This window comes from Parvibaculum sp., from assembly GCF_019635935.1.
In the GTDB taxonomy this organism is placed as follows: Bacteria; Pseudomonadota; Alphaproteobacteria; order Parvibaculales; family Parvibaculaceae; genus Parvibaculum.
In genome coordinates this window covers 3,177,105-3,192,103 of record NZ_JAHBYN010000001.1, presented here as the reverse complement: position 1 = coordinate 3,192,103, position 14,999 = coordinate 3,177,105, and the positions used below count along the sequence as shown (strand labels likewise).

The following is a 14,999-nucleotide window of genomic DNA, read 5'->3' as shown; positions in this document are numbered from 1 at the left end:
CGCGCTTCGGCCGGAAAATCCTCCAATTTCCATTAAAGGATCAGGCCGCCGTCGACCGGCAGGGTCTGGCCGACGACATAGGCCGATAGCGGCGAGGCCAGGAACAATACGACGCCGGCCATGTCCGCCGGCGTGCCGAGGCGGCCGAGCGGGATGTTCTGCAGGCTTGCGGCGAGGCGCTCGGGGTTTTCGGTCGTGACTTTCGTCAGCTTGGTGTCGACGAGGCCGGGCGCGATGCCGTTGACGCGTATGCCCTCGCCCGCCCAGGCCTCGGCCAGTGTGCGCGTCAACCCGACGGCGCCGGTTTTCGAAGCGTTATAGGCCGGGTTGCCGCGCGTCGAATGATAGGCGGCGGTCGAACTGATGGTGATGAGCGAGCCTTTTGCGGCGGCCAGCATGTCGCGGAATTTCAGCGCGCAGGCCATCAAGCTGTTGAGATTGACGTCCATCACCTTGGTGAAACCGTCCATGCGGAATTCGCCCTTGCGATAGATGACCGTGCCTTGCGCCAGCACCAGCACATCGAGCGTGGCGAAGGGCGGCTTGTGAGCCTCTATGGCGGCGAAATCCGAGACGTCCATTTGCGTGTATTCGAGGCCCGTCATGTCGGAGCCCTCATCCGCCTTGTAGTCGGCCGCCGAGGCACGCGTCCCCCAAACATGAACCGCCGCGCCGTGCGCCCGGAAAGCCTGAGCAATTCCATTGCCGATGCCGCTCGAACCGCCGACCACAAGAACCGTTCTGCCGGTGAAATCCAGTGCCTCTTTCATTCGTTCCTCCCCGCGGCCGGGTCTCGCTCCCGGGCCCGTTCTGCTTGCTGAATGCCTCGATACCCCTGTCTCTACGATTTTGCAGGCCGGCGAGGCAATGGCCGCGGCGGCGCGCCGGCGCCTGCCGGGGCCGACGCTGCGGCATCTCCGCCCAGGTTTGTTAACTTTTGTTAATTCGTAACGGAATTCGTCCGGAATAGCGTTAATTGGTCATGAGGGAGTGCGACCCTAAACTGGCGTTTGAGGCCCGGCTGCCGCGGCGGCGCCGGAACGTCCGACGGGCGGAAGGACGATGAAGGAAAAAGAACTCAGGCTCGCGCTGGTTTGCTACGGCGGCGTTTCGCTCGCCGTCTATATGCATGGCGTGACCAAGGAAATCCTGAAGCTCGTGCGCGCGTCGCGCGTCTATCATCAGGATCTCGCCCGCTCGCACCGGCCATCGGCTTCATACAGCAACGTCGACCATGGCGATGCGCGCGAGACCGATACCGAAAAGCTTTATTTCGAACTCATTCAGGCGATCGGCGAAACCGTCGAGCTGCGGATATTCATCGACACGATCGCCGGCGCCTCGGCCGGCGGCATCAACGGTGTGCTGCTGGCGCGCGCGCTTGCTCACGATCTGCCGATGGACGCGCATCGCAAGATGTGGCTGGAGCAGGCCGACATTGTGGCGCTGATGGACGAGGCGCATCTCGCGAAGCGCTGGGACAAGCTGTTCATGAAGCCGCTCTTCTGGGGCTTCACCGACAAATGGCTGGCGCGCTTCGCGCCCGATGTCGAAATGCGCCAGAAGTTGCAGTTGTTCACACGCTCGCGCTGGTTCCAGCCGCCATTCTCCGGCGAAATCATGAGCGGGATGCTGCTCGACGCCTGCATGGCGATGGAAGACGACGTGGCGCCGACAAGCTCGCTGCTTCCGGGCGGGCATCGGCTCGACCTGATGGTGTCGGTGACGGATTTTCACGGCTACAGCCAGAACATTCCGCTGCACGATCCGGCGTCGATCCGCGAGCGCGAACACCGGCACATTCTGAAATTCAGCTATTTCCGGCACCCGAGCGGGCTCGTCGAAAGCGATTTCGACCGCGACCACATTCCGGGGCTTGCTTTCGCCGCGCGCGCGACATCGTCGTTTCCGGGCGCTTTTCCGCCGGCGCGGATCGGCGAAATCGACAAGGCGCTGGCGGCGCGTGAAATGGAATGGCCGACCCGCGATGTTTTTCTGCACGGAAACTTCAAGCCGCTGATCGCCGCCGGCTCCGACCCCGTGAAAGCCTCGTTCATCGACGGAAGCGTGCTCAACAACAAGCCCTTCGCCGAAGCCATCGCCTCGATCCGGGGGCGGCCGGCCTATCGCGAAGTCGACCGCCGGGTCGTCTATATCGATCCCGACCCGAAGGGCGGGCATGTGGAGGCCGGCGGCGCAGCACCCGGTTTCTTCCAGACCATCCGCGGCGCGTTGTCGGACATTCCGCGCAACCAGCCGGTGCGCGACGAACTCGAGTCCTTGCATGATTTTTCCGAGCGCGTACGCCGGTACCGGCAGATCGTTTCAGCGACGCGGCCGCATGTCACGGAGCGCGTGCGGCAACTCTTCAACGGCGATGCCGAGGCGCCGCCGACGCCTGCGCTTCTCGCCAAACTGCGCAACAAGGCCAATGCGCAATCGGCGCTGGAAGCCGGCTATGCCTATGACGCCTATATCCAGCTCAAGGTCAGCTCGGTTCTCGACCAGATCACGGATGTCGTCGCCAATCTTTCGGAGGCCGTGCATCATCCGAGCGACAGGCTGGCGCTGTCGCGCGCCGTCGAAGCCTGGGCGAAGCGGCAGAGCATATTTCCCGTGCTTTGGGCCCATCATTCGGGCGAAGGCGTGGAGCCCAGCAAGGAAGATGCGTGGGTGCGGTTCCTGCGCGAATTCGACATCAATTTCCGCGTGCGGCGCCTGCGCTTCGTCATTCGCCGCCTCAATGAACTTTATGAGCACAATGGCGAGGCCGACGCCGCCGAATGCGATGCGGACGCGCTCGACGATTTCAAGGCGAGCCTCTATATGAGCCTCGAGCGCCTGCAATCGGAATCCGCAAAGCGCCTCAGAACGCCGGAAGTGCGCGCGATCTGCAAGGCAATCTATGAGGGCGGTATCGCCGAGACGCGCGAGATCGATCATTTTGCCAGCTTTGTCGCATCGAAACTCGACCTTGTGGGCCTCGACCGCGAAACCGACGAAACGTTCGCGGAGATGGCTACGACCTGCCTGCCGCCGGCGGCGCGCACCGAGCTGGTGCAGGCCTATGTCGGCTTTCCGTTCTTCGACGTTCTGACGCTGTCGCTCAACAAGTGGCAGGATCTCGACGATGTCGACACCGTACAGGTTGACCGCATCAGCCCCGAGGATGCCAAGGCGCTGCGCGAAGGCGGCGCGCCGGCGACGCTGATGGGGCGCGATCTCGGCTACTTCGCTGCGTTCTTCAGCCGGCGGGCGCGCGAGAACGACTATCTGTGGGGAAGACTGCATGCTGCCGACCGGCTGGTCGACATCGTGGCAAGTGCCGCGCCGGCGGCCATCCATGCATCCGACCTCGATCTCGACCAGTTGAAAGCGCGGCTTTTCCGGTCGATCCTGAAAGCGGAGTTGCCGTTTCTCGAAAATATTCCCGATCTTTTCGACGATCTCGAACGCGAAATCGTCATCCGTTTCGGCGAAGAAGATGCAGAGAAAAAGGCGCCTGCCGTGGACGTGCAGGCGTCCGAAGACGATGACGAGGATCGCGACCAGCCGGTGCCGCGGCGCGCGTGAGGCTCAGCCGGCGGCCAGGCCGCCACAAGGCCGCAGGTCGTCGCGATCCGGGGCGGTTTCATTGCCGTCGATCCAGGCCTCGATATCGCGCCATACCGCCTCACGCTGCAGGTCGCGCAGCAGCATGTGCCAGCCTTCCGGATAGCAGAGCGCGGTGACGGAGCCAGCGCCGCCGCGCAGCGCCGCGAGGACGGCCGCCGTGGGCCGCGCCGGGATCAACTGGTCGTGGGCGCCATAGAGCAAAAGCACGGGCACGCCGATGCGGCCCGCCGCCTCATAGGCGCGATCCATCAGACCGACCAGTCCGTAGACGGCGTCGACGCGCGTTTCCTTGATGACCAGCGGATCGCGGCCGAGGGCGCGCAGCATCTCGATGTTGTCCGACGGCCAGATGTCGAGGCCCTGCCCGGTGAGGCGGCGGCCGGGGACGGTATGCGCGGCGATGCGCAGCGTCGTCGCGTAGAGGCCGTTCATCGCCGTCCAGCCCCAGACCGCGGGTGCCGCGAGGATCAGACCGTCGACGGCGGGCGGCTGCGGCAATGACATGGCGCGCATGGCGACGGCACCGCCCATGCTGGTGCCGAGCAGGTAGACCGGCAGGCCCGGATGGCGCGCGCGCAGCAGCCCAACGATCGCAGCGAGGTCTTCGGCCATGCGGGTGTCGCCGGCCCAAAGCCCGCGGCCCGGCGCGCTGCCGAAGCCGCGCTGGTCATAGGCATAGAGTGCAAGCCCCTGCGCGGCGAACCAGGGACCGGGGCCATGCTCGGCGAAGGCATTTCCGTAGTCGTTGAAGCCGTGCAGGCCAACGATGACGGCGCGCGGATTTTCCGGCACGAAAGCAAACACGGGGAGGCGCGCGCCGTCGGCCATGATGGCGGCAGTGACGGCCGAGCCATGTTCGAGGCGCGGCGCGAAGACTGCGTCTCCCACCGTCATCTGGCGCGGGGCGCAGGCCGGGGCAGCAAGAATCAACAGGAACGTCGCCAAAAACCGCAACATGCGGCCAGCTTATCGCAACAATGCACCACCATCGAGGCTGCGTAGCGGCGGGGAGACACTTCGCGCCTCCCCGCCATCCGGATCAAAAGTCCAAACTGGCCTGGATATAGAAAGACCGACCAGGCTCATTGACCTGAACCACCGCCGGGTCAAATCCGTTCGACCTGCTCAGATGCGACGCATAGGTCGTATCCAGGAGGTTGGCGACACCGCCGCGTAATTCCAAGGCTCCAGAAATCCTCCGACCGGCAAACAGGTCGATGACCGCGTAGCCCGGCGTCTCGCGAACATCAAGTCCCGAACCTGCCAACGGGTTCGTGTCGGAGCGTGTCTGCTTTACGGCCCAACGTGTCCTTATGCCCGCGCTCCAATCGGGCACTTCATAACCGAGTTCGAAAGCGCCCTCCAAAGGCGCTATCTGATAGAGCGGCCTGTCATCCGTCACATTCCGCCCATAGGTGTAGGTCGCGTCTCCCCCCAGTTTCCAGCCGGGCGCAAAGTGCCAGACACCTTCCAGATCGAGGCCCGTCAGTTCCGCATCGACATTGCGGAAGATACTCGCGCCATTTGCCATGAGCACGCCCGGCTGACCGCGTGCCGTGTCGCGACTGATGAAGTCGGACACGTTGTCGTGCCAGACGCCCGCCGAAGCGCTCCAGCGGGTGCGTCGCATCTCGACGCCGAGATCGATCTGATGATGCTTTTCAGGCTGCAACCCCGGATTGCCGACCCAACTGTTCGCTCCCGAGGCACGCGCGATGCCGCGTTCGGTTGCATCGGCTGTACGTACCGCCCGGCTTACGCCGAGCCAGCCGGCGAAGTATCCAAAGTCATGCGTTACACGCAACAGACCGCTGAAATTGGTCTCGTTACGATCCGTATCGGTGACGCCATAATAGGCGGCATAGAGTTGTCGTGCCGTGAGCGCACCCATACCGGCCGGCAACAGGTCCGCTTTTCCCGCCGTGATCGCCACAAGGTCGACGCGCGCACCGGCCGTCAATGCGGTCGTCTCCGTGAGCGATGTCTCGCTTTCGGCGAAAATGCCGGTATCCCGAATTTCGATGTCAGGCCATGTATAACCCGATATCGCTGTCGGCGGGATAACACCCATCGACATGCGTGAGACCGCATCGCGATTGTTGGACCGGTGATCGACACCAAGTGTCAGCATCGTGCCGGAGAAGGAAAATTCGCCGGCGAACCGGCCGCCCGTGGTATTCGACTCCGCATCTGTCCGCATGACCATCGCGGGTGGCGTGCGCAGCGAATAATTGTCCATGACGTGATCGACGAAGGAGCCGTAGATGCTCGCCTCGATACGGCGGAGCGCGCCCGGTCCCTCCACGTTGTGATTGAGCGCCAGACGGTAGGTGTCGGTTGCCGTCCAGGGCGAGTCCATGCCCGCACCTGCAAAAAGCGTGTCCTCGACGCGATCGGTCTCTACGGAAGCCGACAACGTCGATCCGGCGCCATAGCGCCAGCCCGCTTCGAGACCGCCCCCATACTGCTCGAAGGCGGAACGCACGTCACGACCATCGCCGTCCTTGTAGTTCCCGGCCCGGCGTGCGGTTGCAAAGGCGCGCGCATACCCGTCTTCCGCCACGCCGCGCGCTTGCATGGTCGCAAAGCGCTGTGCACCGTTCGACTCGATTCCACTCTCAATCCGGCCTGAGAACCCGGCGGCCATATCTGCCGGGTCGGCGCGCTCCATACGTATGGTTCCCGCGGGCGCCGGCGGGCCGTCGAGCACCGACTGATACCCGCGGCGTACCGTTATGCGGTCGCCGGACAGCAAGAGCATGGCGGAACTCGGCGGGTCCATGCGGTTTGGACATGCCCCAAACACATAGGCGCCGTCGCCGATGACGGCGATGCGGTCTTCGGATTGTCCGCGAATGGAAATTTCCGAGCCGTGGCCGCCCATTCGCCCGGCAGAAACACCGCGCAGGCGTGCAAGGAATTCGCCTGCGTCGCGCGCCGGCGACGCGTTGATCATGTCCGGTGTTACGACCTGCTGCGCGGGTTCGATTTCGGCCGGTGCCTCAACCAGAACTTCGGGCGCGTGGGGGATCGGATGTGTTTCGTTACCGGCACTCACCGGTTCCGGGATCGTGAAGGCGACGGCCAGCGCGGCCGATGCCGTGGTGGCACGCAGAAGAGCGCGCCGCCCCGCAAGGAAGCAATTGGATGACATCTGATTTTCCTGTTTGACCTGAAAAGAAACCGACTGGATTTCAGGAAAGGACAGGCGGGCCCCTTGGCGGCGGCGGCGGGTGATCCGCGGCATACGACGAAAAGACTTCCACCGCCGGACAGGGCAGATCCGGCGCGCATGGCCGCCGAAGCTGAACAAAGAGATCGTCGCGGAACTCTGCCAGAGCCAGCGTTGCGAGGGACGCGCAGAGACCCGGCGCAATATCGTAAGTGCCGCCGTCGGACGGATCGGTGTCGCCGTTTTCATCCAGTCGGATGACCTTCAGACCACTGCCCGTGCATATGACGATCCGGTCGCCGAATATGCCGGTCTCAAGTTGATGCGGCTGCTGGGCGAAGAGGACGCCGGACAGACCCGGCAGGAGAATTGAAACAGCGGCCAGCAGGATGATCAGACGTGCAGCACGTGTGGGCCCGCCGGCTTCCCGGAAGATGGCCGATCTTCGTTGCTGCGTCTTTTGCCGATCCAACACCGGATTTCCCCATTTCTCCGGTCAGTATCGGCACAGGACCCGTCATGTCAAAGCAGACACCAATTCCGCGTATGCGGCGCGGTGACGCATTTGAGGCCGCGTCAGAGCATCGGCATCGCCACCAGAAGAATGGCCGTGCCATGCGTCAGCGCTGCGGCCCAGATACCGTAACGCATGCGGACGAAGCCGCAGGCGATGCCTTCGATTGCGGTGAAGGCGAGAATGGGCCAGCCGCCATTGGTGACGGTGATTGCCAGATATGAGTGACAGGCGGCGAAAATGAGACCGCTCAGCAGTGCGGCGCGAACGGGCGTGACATATGCCTCGAGGCGGCCCTGCAGGTAGCCGCGGAAAAGGACTTCCTCGAGCAGATTTCCGCCATAGACGAGGATGACGAGCGCAAGGATGAATCCGGGCGCGAAATCCCAAAGCAGGGGTGAAAGGCCAGAGATCGAGGCAGCGCCGAGGCCGATCACAGCGCCGGCACCGAGGCCGACGGCGGCGCCTTCGACGAGCGAGCCCTTTCGCCAGACGAGGAGCGGACGCATGTCGCGCTCGACGGCAACGATAAGAACCACACCGAGGACCGAGCTTATGCCGAGCGTGGCGAGCAAGGCCGGGTTGTTGAAGAATGAAATCCGGAGGTCGTCGAAACTCCACAGGCCGGTTGGCGTCATCGCGTCCCGGACCAGAATGAAGATCGCGATATAAAGCGCAATGCGAATGCCGATAGCGGCGCGTGGCAGAAGCACCAGGCAGAGCGCAAAGGCAAGCAGGCCGGGCGCCATGCGCAGGTTGTAGGTTGCGAGCAAATCCATACCCTCGGCCATCGTTCGTTTCCTCATGCTTCGCCATCGTTGACAGACCGAAAGTCCTGCCACCAAGATCAACCAGAGAATAGGAAGCGAAGACAGTTCGCTCTACTCGCGTTTGGCGGAGGAAGAATGTGGCGGCCGGGTCAGCGAAAAACCGCGTCAGAAAGCCGGTTCAGCGGCGCTCCGAAGCGACCGTCGACACGATACTCGAGGCGGCTGCTCAGATTTTCCGGACGTATGGCGCGAAAGGCGCGACGACCAACCGGATCGCGGAACGCGCGGGCGTCTCCATCGGCTCGATCTATCAGTATTTTCCCAACAAGGAAGCGCTGCTCGTCGCGCTGATGGAACGGCATATCGGAAGCTCGATTGAACTGCTTGGCAAGACCCTTCGGGCGAGCGAAGACGCGGAACCGCGGGCACGTGTGCGCACCGCCATCGCCTGCGTGCTCGACATTCATATGGAAGACCCGGACCTGCACCGTGTGATCTTCGAGGAGGCGCCGCGGCCGCCGCATGTGAACCGGAAGCTCGAAGAAGGCGAAAAGCTGATGCGCGGGGCGCTGGAAGAATTGCTCGGCACCTTCCCCCGCGAGACCTGCGCCGATCCGAAGCGCAGCGCCTATATGGCGCTGGTGCTGGTCGAGAGCATGGTGCATCGCTACGTGACGGCGCGCGACAGGCCGATGGGGCCCGCCGCCTTCGCCGATCACCTGACGGAACTCGCGATGCGCGAAATGGCGCTCAGCTCACCGCCCGGAGCAGGTTGCGCGCGATGATGACCTGCTGGACCTGGCTGGTGCCCTCGTAGATGCGGAAAATGCGGACATCGCGGTAGAAGCGCTCAATGCCGTAGTCGGCAACATAGCCCGCGCCGCCATGCACCTGCACCGCGCGGTCGGCGATGCGGCCGACAGCTTCGGAACAGAAGAGTTTGCAGCAGGAGCTTTCGGTGGCGACATCCTCGCCCACGTCGCGGCGGCGGGCGGCGTCGATCACCATGCAGCGACCGGCATAGGCTTCCATTTTCGAATCCGCGAGCATCGCCTGCACAAGCTGGAGATTGCCGATGGGCGCGCCGAACTGCTTGCGCTCGGCGGCGTATTTCACGCTATCCTCGACGAGCCGGTCGGCGACGCCGATGCAGACGGCCGAGATATGCAGACGTCCGCGCTCCAGCACCTGCATCGCGGTGACGAAGCCCTTGCCCTCCTCCGCCCCGAGCAGGCAGTCGGCGGGGATGCGCGCGTCGTCGAAAACAACGTCGCAGATATGCGCGCCCTGCTGGCCCATCTTCTTTTCGGGCTTTCCGATATGGATGCCCGGAATGTCGCGCGGCACGACAAAGGCCGAAACGCCCTTGGCGCCCGGCGTCTTCGGATCGGTGCGCGCCATCAGCGTGAAGGCATGCGCCTTGTTGGCGTTGGTGATGTAGCGCTTGGTGCCATTGACGATGTAGTGGTCGCCGTCTCGAATGGCCGTCGCCTTCAGCGAGGCGGCGTCGGAGCCGGCCTCGGGTTCGGTCAGGGCGAAGCTGACGATGACCTCGCCGCTGGCGATTTTCGGCAGCCAGTATTCCTTCTGGTCCTGGCGGCCGTGCATCACGATGCCCTGGCTGCCGATGCCGACATTGGTGCCGATGACCGAGCGGAAGGCCGGCGAGGTGCGGCCGAGCTCGAACATCAGCAGGCATTCCTCCTCCATGGTGAGGCCGAGGCCGCCATATTCCACCGGAACGGAGATGCCGAAGAGGCCGAGGTCGCGCATTTCCTGCACGATCTCTTCGGGCACCTGATCGGTCTCCGACACCTTGTCCTCGATGGGGCGCAGGCGTTCGTCGACAAAGCGGCGGACGGAGGAAATGAGCTGTTCGCGTGTTTCGGCGTCGAGGGCCATGGGATTCCCGCTGGTCAGTGACAAGGCTGCGGGAATTTAGGCCATTCGAGGCGGCGCGGTCAAAAGCCGCGGCGGACGGGGGTGGCGGGTCAGAATGCGGCGACGGGCCGCGCGATCGAGGCGCCCAGAATGCGGTCCGCCCGCTCGCCGCCGATCGAAAGCGGCAGGTAGACGCCCTCGAACGTGACATCGCCGCGGCCCGGATAGTCCATGCGGCCGCGGGCGGCATAGGGCCGGCGCGATTCGGCGACAAACTTGTAGAAATCGAACAGCAGCGAGCCGAATCCGGACTTGTGCTCGTTGACGTCAAGAACGCGGCGACCGCGGAAATTGGCGCCATGCGCCGCGACGATATCTTCGCCGAGAAGGCGATATGTCAGATCGAACGGATCCCAGTTGACCTGCAGCATCAGCAGATTGGGCATGAAGCGGGCAAACTTGATCGGATCCATGTCGTCGGGACGCGGCATGTCGCGCGAACCGCGGACGCTTTTCCAGTACTCGAGCATGTGAATGCAGAGCGGCTCCTTCAATTCCTTCAGGCGAAGGAACTCGACCGATTCCGCACCGATCCCGTCGATGACGTCTTTGTAATCCGCAATCTGCGCCATTGGTCTCGCGCCCCACCTGCCCGCGACTCTCGCCGTTCGACATACAGCATGGGCCCAAGCTGCTAACGGATTATGAATCTCCCCTGAAATCGTGTGGAAAAGCGCGGAGTTTGGAAAAAACGCCGTTCCTGATAGAACCGCGCATCCGAAATTCACAACTCGCGGACCTGTTCATGAATATCGAGGCGCCGGGCCGGCTGTCCGGCTATGAAACGTGGGAAGGCCACGACCCTTTCGAGGACCATGCCGGACCCTTCTATTTCCGCCAGCATCCGGACGGGCGCGTCACCAGCGCCTTCGAGGCCAAACCGCATCATTGCAATGGCGGCGGCTTCCTGCATGGTGGGCTGCTGCTGACCTTTGCCGACTTTTCGTTGTTCGCGATCGGCCGGTCGGTCCTTCAGGGGCCGTCGGTCACGTTGTCGCTCAACGGCGAATTCACCGCTGCGGCGGGCGCCGGCGAATTCATCGAGGCGCGCGGCGACATCGTGCGCAACACGGGGAGCATGGTCTTTCTGCGCGGGCAAGTGTTCACGGGCCACGATGCGGACGAACGCATCCTGCTCAACTTTTCCGGCATCGTGAAGCGCGTGAAGAAGAGGCCGCTTTCGGCCTGAGGTCCGGTCAAGGCACGCGCGGCATTGCATGCGGAAGCGACGTCGTGGTCCAGCGCTCTGTCGCGCCTGTGTTGGAATAGTAGACCGTGGCGGCGATAATGCGGTCGACATGTTCGCCGTCGCTCGACAATGGCAGGTAGATCGCTTCGTAGTTGTTGTAGCTCCTGTCGACCAGGTCCTGGGTTCCGCCCGCGCCGACGGCGCGACGCGCCGTCACGACCCATTTGAAGAATTCGTGCAGCAGCGTACCGAGACCCGGGAGTTCCTCGTTGAGCGACAACAAGGAGCGGCCTTTCGGATTGAAACCGAAATTGGCGATCACGTCCTCGCCGACAAGGCGGAATGTCAATTCGAAGGGATCGCGATCGACCTGAACGATCAAGATTTTCGGCGCATAGCGCGCGAAGTCCGCGAGATTCAGGTCCGCAAGAGCCGGCATCGGCCGGTCTCCCTTTTTCAGGGTCCAGTAATCGAGCATGAACTTCGTCATCGGATCCGCCAATTCGGACAGGCGGATGAATCGCGTCGTCGTCGCCCTGGCGGCTTCGATCATCTCCTCCCTGGTCGTCATTGACTTTCCCCTGATTTGTGGCGACGCGCGCGGCATCGTCCACCTTTGTCGATGATGGATCGCGGCGGTTAACGCGGTTTTAACGCGTGGCAAGGTGCGTCGCGACGAATCATTCCGTTTCGGTTTGGAAAGGCCACGCGCCCTGCTACAAACGCGCATTGCGGCAGATACCCGGCCCAATCCTGTCCCAGACGGCGCCACCGGAACGAGGAAAAATTTCCCATGGTGACATTGAGCGTCCTCGACCAGTCGCCGATCCGCAAGGGCGGCGGCGCGGCCGAGGCCATCGCCAATACGATCGAACTGGCGCGTGCCGCCGAGCGCTTCGGCTATCGTCGCTACTGGCTGGCCGAGCACCACAACACATCTTCCTTCGCTGGCTCTGCGCCGGAAGTGCTCATCTCCGCGGTGGCGGGCGCGACATCGCATATACGCGTCGGTTCGGGCGGCGTGATGTTGCCGCATTACAGCCCATTGAAAGTCGCCGAGTGCTTCCGCGTGCTCGAAACGCTCTATCCCGGACGAATCGATCTCGGCCTCGGCCGCGCACCGGGCGGCGACATGCGTACCTCTCGAGCGCTGCAGCCGGGGCCGCAGGCTTATGATGTCGGCGTCTTTCCACAACAGGTGGAATTGCTGACACAGTTCCTCGAAGACGCGCAGGGGCTCGCCGGCGAGGCTGGCGGCTTTCCGGCCGATCATCCCTATGTGGGACTTCACGCGACGCCACGCGGGCCGGGCATGCCGGATCTCTGGATGCTGGGATCGGGCGGCGACGGCGCCGTCATCGCCGCGCAATTCGGCATGGCCTATTGTTTCGCTCACTTCATCAACCAGGATGCCGGCACGCAGCCGCTGGAACTCTACCGGCGGAACTTCCGTGCCTCGCGAAATCTTTCCTCGCCGCGCGGTTCGCTGGCCGTATCCGTCACGGTGGCGGATACGGAGGAAGAAGCGAAGCGAATTTCCGCTTCGCGCAACCTGTGGGTGATGCATCTTCTGCAAAACCGCGCCGGGTCCTTTCCGTCGATCGACGAGGCGCTGGAATATCCCTACACGGACGAGGATCGCGTCATGCTGCGCGCCATCGAACAGCGCGGCATCACCGGAGCGCCCGAACAGGTACGCGCGCGGCTGTTGGCAATGGGCGAGACATACGGGGTCGACGATTTCGTGATTCTCACGATCACCTACGATCAGAAAGACCGGTTGCGGTCCTATGAGCTTCTGGCCGAGACGATGGGCATCGGACCGGCGCGCCTCCGATGAAACGCGTTCGGTTGACGCAGGACATATTTGTGGCGAGGCTCGGAATGCCTGCGGTGGAACCATCGACCGGATGCGGTTCATGACTCAAGACCAAGCCGTCATTCTCGCCATACTGGCGGGCACTATTGCGATGTTCCTGTGGGGACGCTGGCGCCACGATATGGTGGCGCTGGCGTCGCTGCTGGCCTGTGTGCTGGCCGGACTTGTGCCGAGCGCGACGGCTTTCGCGGGATTCGGGCATCCGGCGGTCATCACCGTTGCCTGTGTGTTGATCCTCAGCGGCGGATTGCAACAGTCCGGCGCGGTCGATGCGCTTACACGCATCGCCTTGCCGCAATCGGCCGGCGCCCTCACAACCATCGCCGCCCTGACCGGCCTGGCTGCCGTTCTTTCGGCCTTCATGAACAATGTCGGTGCGCTGGCGCTTCTGATGCCGGTCGCGGTTCAGGTCGCCGCGAAGCAGAACCTGCCACCCGGCAAGGTGCTGATGCCACTGGCCTTCGGTTCGATCCTTGGCGGCATGACCACGCTGATCGGCACGCCACCCAACCTGATCGTTTCGGGTTTTCGCGCCGAAACCGGCGCGGGCAGTTTTGCCATGTTCGACTTCGCCCCGGTCGGGCTGGCCGTCGCGGCGGCCGGCGTGATCTTTGTGGTGATTTTCAGCCGCTGGCTCGTTCCGGTGCGCGAGCGCGCCGGCACGGAGGGCTTCGAAACCGGCGCCTACCTGACCGAAGCGCGCGTCACCGAGAAAAGCAAGGCCAAGGGCATGACCTTGCGCGAGATCGACAAGGTGCTGGAGGAAGCCGACGCCCAGATAATCGGCCTTGTGCGCAACGAGGTGCGCATTCCGGCGCCAAGTCCGTTTCGTGAAGTGACGCGCGGCGACATCCTGGTTATCGAAGCGGAGCCCGAGGGGCTCGTATCCGCGCTATCCGCACTCGGCCTCAAGCTGGAAGAAGACGTTCGCAACACCGGAAAGGAAGATGCTGAAGAAGGCGATGAGGCCGGCGACGACACCGAAAGCAAGGATGCCGACAATGAACCGGCGGACGAAGACGACTCCACGGACAAGCGCCGCAAGGCGATTCAATCCGACGATGTCGTCCTGATGGAACTGGCGGTTCTGCCCGACTCCGCCTTTGCCGGCCGATCCGCCTCGGATATCCGTCTGCGCACACGCTACGACATCAACCTTCTTGCCGTTTCGCGGCAAGGGCGGCGTTCGATGGCGCGGCTGCGCACCATGACGATCCAGCCCGGCGACGTTCTGTTGATGCAAGGCCGGCCGGAGACGCTGAACGAATTCGCCTCGCAGTTCGGCTGCGTGCCGCTGGCCGAACGCGCGCTGCGCATTCCCGAACCACGACAGGCCCTGACAGCGAGCGGCATCATGGCCGTCGCCGTTGGCGGCGCCGCCTTCGGCCTTGTCCCCGCCGCCATTTCATTTGCCGGCGGTGTCCTCGCCTCGATGGCCCTGCGCGTGATTTCGCCGCGATCCGTCTATAATGCCGTCGACTGGCCCGTGATTGTCCTGCTCGGCGCCCTCATACCCGTGGCAGGCGCCATGGCAACGACGGGTACCGCCGACCTGATTGCGCGCGTCATGCTCGAGACGCTGGCCCAGGGCCATGCCGTGATCGCCCTGACGCTGATCCTGATCGTGACCATGACCTTGTCGGACTTCATGAACAATGCGGCGACGGCGGCCGTGATGTGCCCGATCGCGATCGGGACAGCCGAACAACTTGGCACAAGCGCCGACCCGTTTCTGATGGCGGTCGCCGTCGGCGCTTCCTGCGCCTTCCTGACGCCGATCGGGCACCAGAACAACACGCTGATCCTCGGGCCCGGCGGCTTCAGTTTTGGCGACTACTGGCGCCTCGGCCTGCCGCTCGAACTCATCGTGATTGCGGTCGGTGTGCCGATGTTGCTGCTGGTCTGGCCGCTCTGACGTT

Annotated in this window: 13 protein-coding genes; 5 read left to right on the top strand and 8 right to left on the bottom strand. The window is 63.6% G+C overall.

What is annotated here, in order from left to right; genetic code table 11:
• Nucleotides 1-32: 32 nt before the first annotated feature.
• Nucleotides 33-770, bottom strand: a complete 738-nt coding sequence (locus KF719_RS15665) for an SDR family oxidoreductase (RefSeq protein WP_293509929.1) — start codon at nt 768-770, stop codon at nt 33-35.
• A gap of 292 nt (nt 771-1,062) precedes the next feature.
• Here KF719_RS15665 and KF719_RS15660 point away from each other — a divergent pair, with 292 nt between their 5' ends.
• Nucleotides 1,063-3,573 (top strand): patatin-like protein, encoded by a 2,511-nt coding sequence (locus KF719_RS15660; protein WP_293509927.1) that lies wholly within the window; start codon nt 1,063-1,065, stop codon nt 3,571-3,573.
• A gap of 3 nt (nt 3,574-3,576) precedes the next feature.
• Here the strand turns inward: KF719_RS15660 and KF719_RS15655 are convergent, their stop codons facing one another.
• The 4 genes from KF719_RS15655 to KF719_RS15640 form a co-directional block, all read right to left on the bottom strand.
• On the bottom strand, nt 3,577-4,545 hold the full coding sequence (locus KF719_RS15655; RefSeq protein WP_293509925.1) for an alpha/beta hydrolase: 969 nt from the start codon (nt 4,543-4,545) through the stop codon (nt 3,577-3,579).
• Between the two features lie 109 nt (nt 4,546-4,654).
• Nucleotides 4,655-6,862 (bottom strand): TonB-dependent receptor, encoded by a 2,208-nt coding sequence (locus KF719_RS15650; protein WP_293509923.1) that lies wholly within the window; start codon nt 6,860-6,862, stop codon nt 4,655-4,657.
• Nucleotides 6,810-7,259, bottom strand: a complete 450-nt coding sequence (locus KF719_RS15645; protein WP_293509921.1) for a hypothetical protein — start codon at nt 7,257-7,259, stop codon at nt 6,810-6,812. Before KF719_RS15645 ends, KF719_RS15650 begins: the two co-directional genes overlap by 53 nt.
• A 104-nt stretch (nt 7,260-7,363) precedes the next feature.
• Nucleotides 7,364-8,092 carry a CPBP family intramembrane glutamic endopeptidase gene (locus tag KF719_RS15640; protein ID WP_293509919.1) on the bottom strand — a complete coding sequence of 243 codons (729 nt, stop codon included), beginning with the start codon at nt 8,090-8,092 and terminating at the stop codon, nt 7,364-7,366.
• Between the two features lie 116 nt (nt 8,093-8,208).
• Between KF719_RS15640 and KF719_RS15635 the strand changes: the two genes are divergently transcribed.
• The gene (locus KF719_RS15635; protein ID WP_293509917.1) at nt 8,209-8,856 is read left to right on the top strand and encodes a TetR/AcrR family transcriptional regulator; all 648 of its coding nucleotides are present in this window, start codon (nt 8,209-8,211) and stop codon (nt 8,854-8,856) included.
• Here the strand turns inward: KF719_RS15635 and KF719_RS15630 are convergent.
• Nucleotides 8,822-9,973 (bottom strand): acyl-CoA dehydrogenase family protein, encoded by a 1,152-nt coding sequence (locus KF719_RS15630; protein WP_293509915.1) that lies wholly within the window; start codon nt 9,971-9,973, stop codon nt 8,822-8,824. The two genes, KF719_RS15635 and KF719_RS15630, sit on opposite strands and share 35 nt — an antisense overlap.
• A gap of 89 nt (nt 9,974-10,062) precedes the next feature.
• Entirely contained in the window at nt 10,063-10,584 is a 522-nt protein-coding gene (locus KF719_RS15625) for a PAS domain-containing protein (protein ID WP_293509913.1), read from the bottom strand.
• Nucleotides 10,585-10,757: 173 nt separating this feature from the next.
• Between KF719_RS15625 and KF719_RS15620 the strand changes: the two genes are divergently transcribed.
• Nucleotides 10,758-11,201: a hotdog domain-containing protein gene (locus tag KF719_RS15620; RefSeq protein ID WP_293509911.1), complete on the top strand. Its 444-nt coding sequence runs from the start codon at nt 10,758-10,760 to the stop codon at nt 11,199-11,201.
• 7 nt (nt 11,202-11,208) lie between these two features.
• On the opposite strand, the gene KF719_RS15615 is transcribed toward KF719_RS15620, so the two are convergent.
• Nucleotides 11,209-11,772, bottom strand: coding sequence for a PAS domain-containing protein (locus tag KF719_RS15615; protein WP_293509909.1), 564 nt, complete (start codon nt 11,770-11,772; stop codon nt 11,209-11,211).
• Nucleotides 11,773-11,994: 222 nt separating this feature from the next.
• Between KF719_RS15615 and KF719_RS15610 the strand changes: the two genes are divergently transcribed.
• On the top strand, nt 11,995-13,041 hold the full coding sequence (locus KF719_RS15610) for an LLM class flavin-dependent oxidoreductase (RefSeq protein WP_293509907.1): 1,047 nt from the start codon (nt 11,995-11,997) through the stop codon (nt 13,039-13,041).
• Between the two features lie 79 nt (nt 13,042-13,120).
• Nucleotides 13,121-14,995: an SLC13 family permease gene (locus tag KF719_RS15605; RefSeq protein ID WP_293509905.1), complete on the top strand. Its 1,875-nt coding sequence runs from the start codon at nt 13,121-13,123 to the stop codon at nt 14,993-14,995.
• Nucleotides 14,996-14,999 lie beyond the last annotated feature (4 nt).

Coding starts and splice junctions, on each gene's coding strand:
- KF719_RS15665 (WP_293509929.1), bottom strand. CDS start 770: ATGAAAGAGGCACTGGATTTCACCGGCAGAACGGTTCTTGTGGTCGGC.
- KF719_RS15660 (WP_293509927.1), top strand. CDS start 1,063: ATGAAGGAAAAAGAACTCAGGCTCGCGCTGGTTTGCTACGGCGGCGTT.
- KF719_RS15650 (WP_293509923.1), bottom strand. CDS start 6,862: ATGCCGCGGATCACCCGCCGCCGCCGCCAAGGGGCCCGCCTGTCCTTT.
- KF719_RS15640 (WP_293509919.1), bottom strand. CDS start 8,092: ATGGCCGAGGGTATGGATTTGCTCGCAACCTACAACCTGCGCATGGCG.
- KF719_RS15630 (WP_293509915.1), bottom strand. CDS start 9,973: ATGGCCCTCGACGCCGAAACACGCGAACAGCTCATTTCCTCCGTCCGC.
- KF719_RS15625 (WP_293509913.1), bottom strand. CDS start 10,584: ATGGCGCAGATTGCGGATTACAAAGACGTCATCGACGGGATCGGTGCG.
- KF719_RS15620 (WP_293509911.1), top strand. CDS start 10,758: ATGAATATCGAGGCGCCGGGCCGGCTGTCCGGCTATGAAACGTGGGAA.
- KF719_RS15615 (WP_293509909.1), bottom strand. CDS start 11,772: ATGACGACCAGGGAGGAGATGATCGAAGCCGCCAGGGCGACGACGACG.
- KF719_RS15610 (WP_293509907.1), top strand. CDS start 11,995: ATGGTGACATTGAGCGTCCTCGACCAGTCGCCGATCCGCAAGGGCGGC.
- KF719_RS15605 (WP_293509905.1), top strand. CDS start 13,121: ATGACTCAAGACCAAGCCGTCATTCTCGCCATACTGGCGGGCACTATT.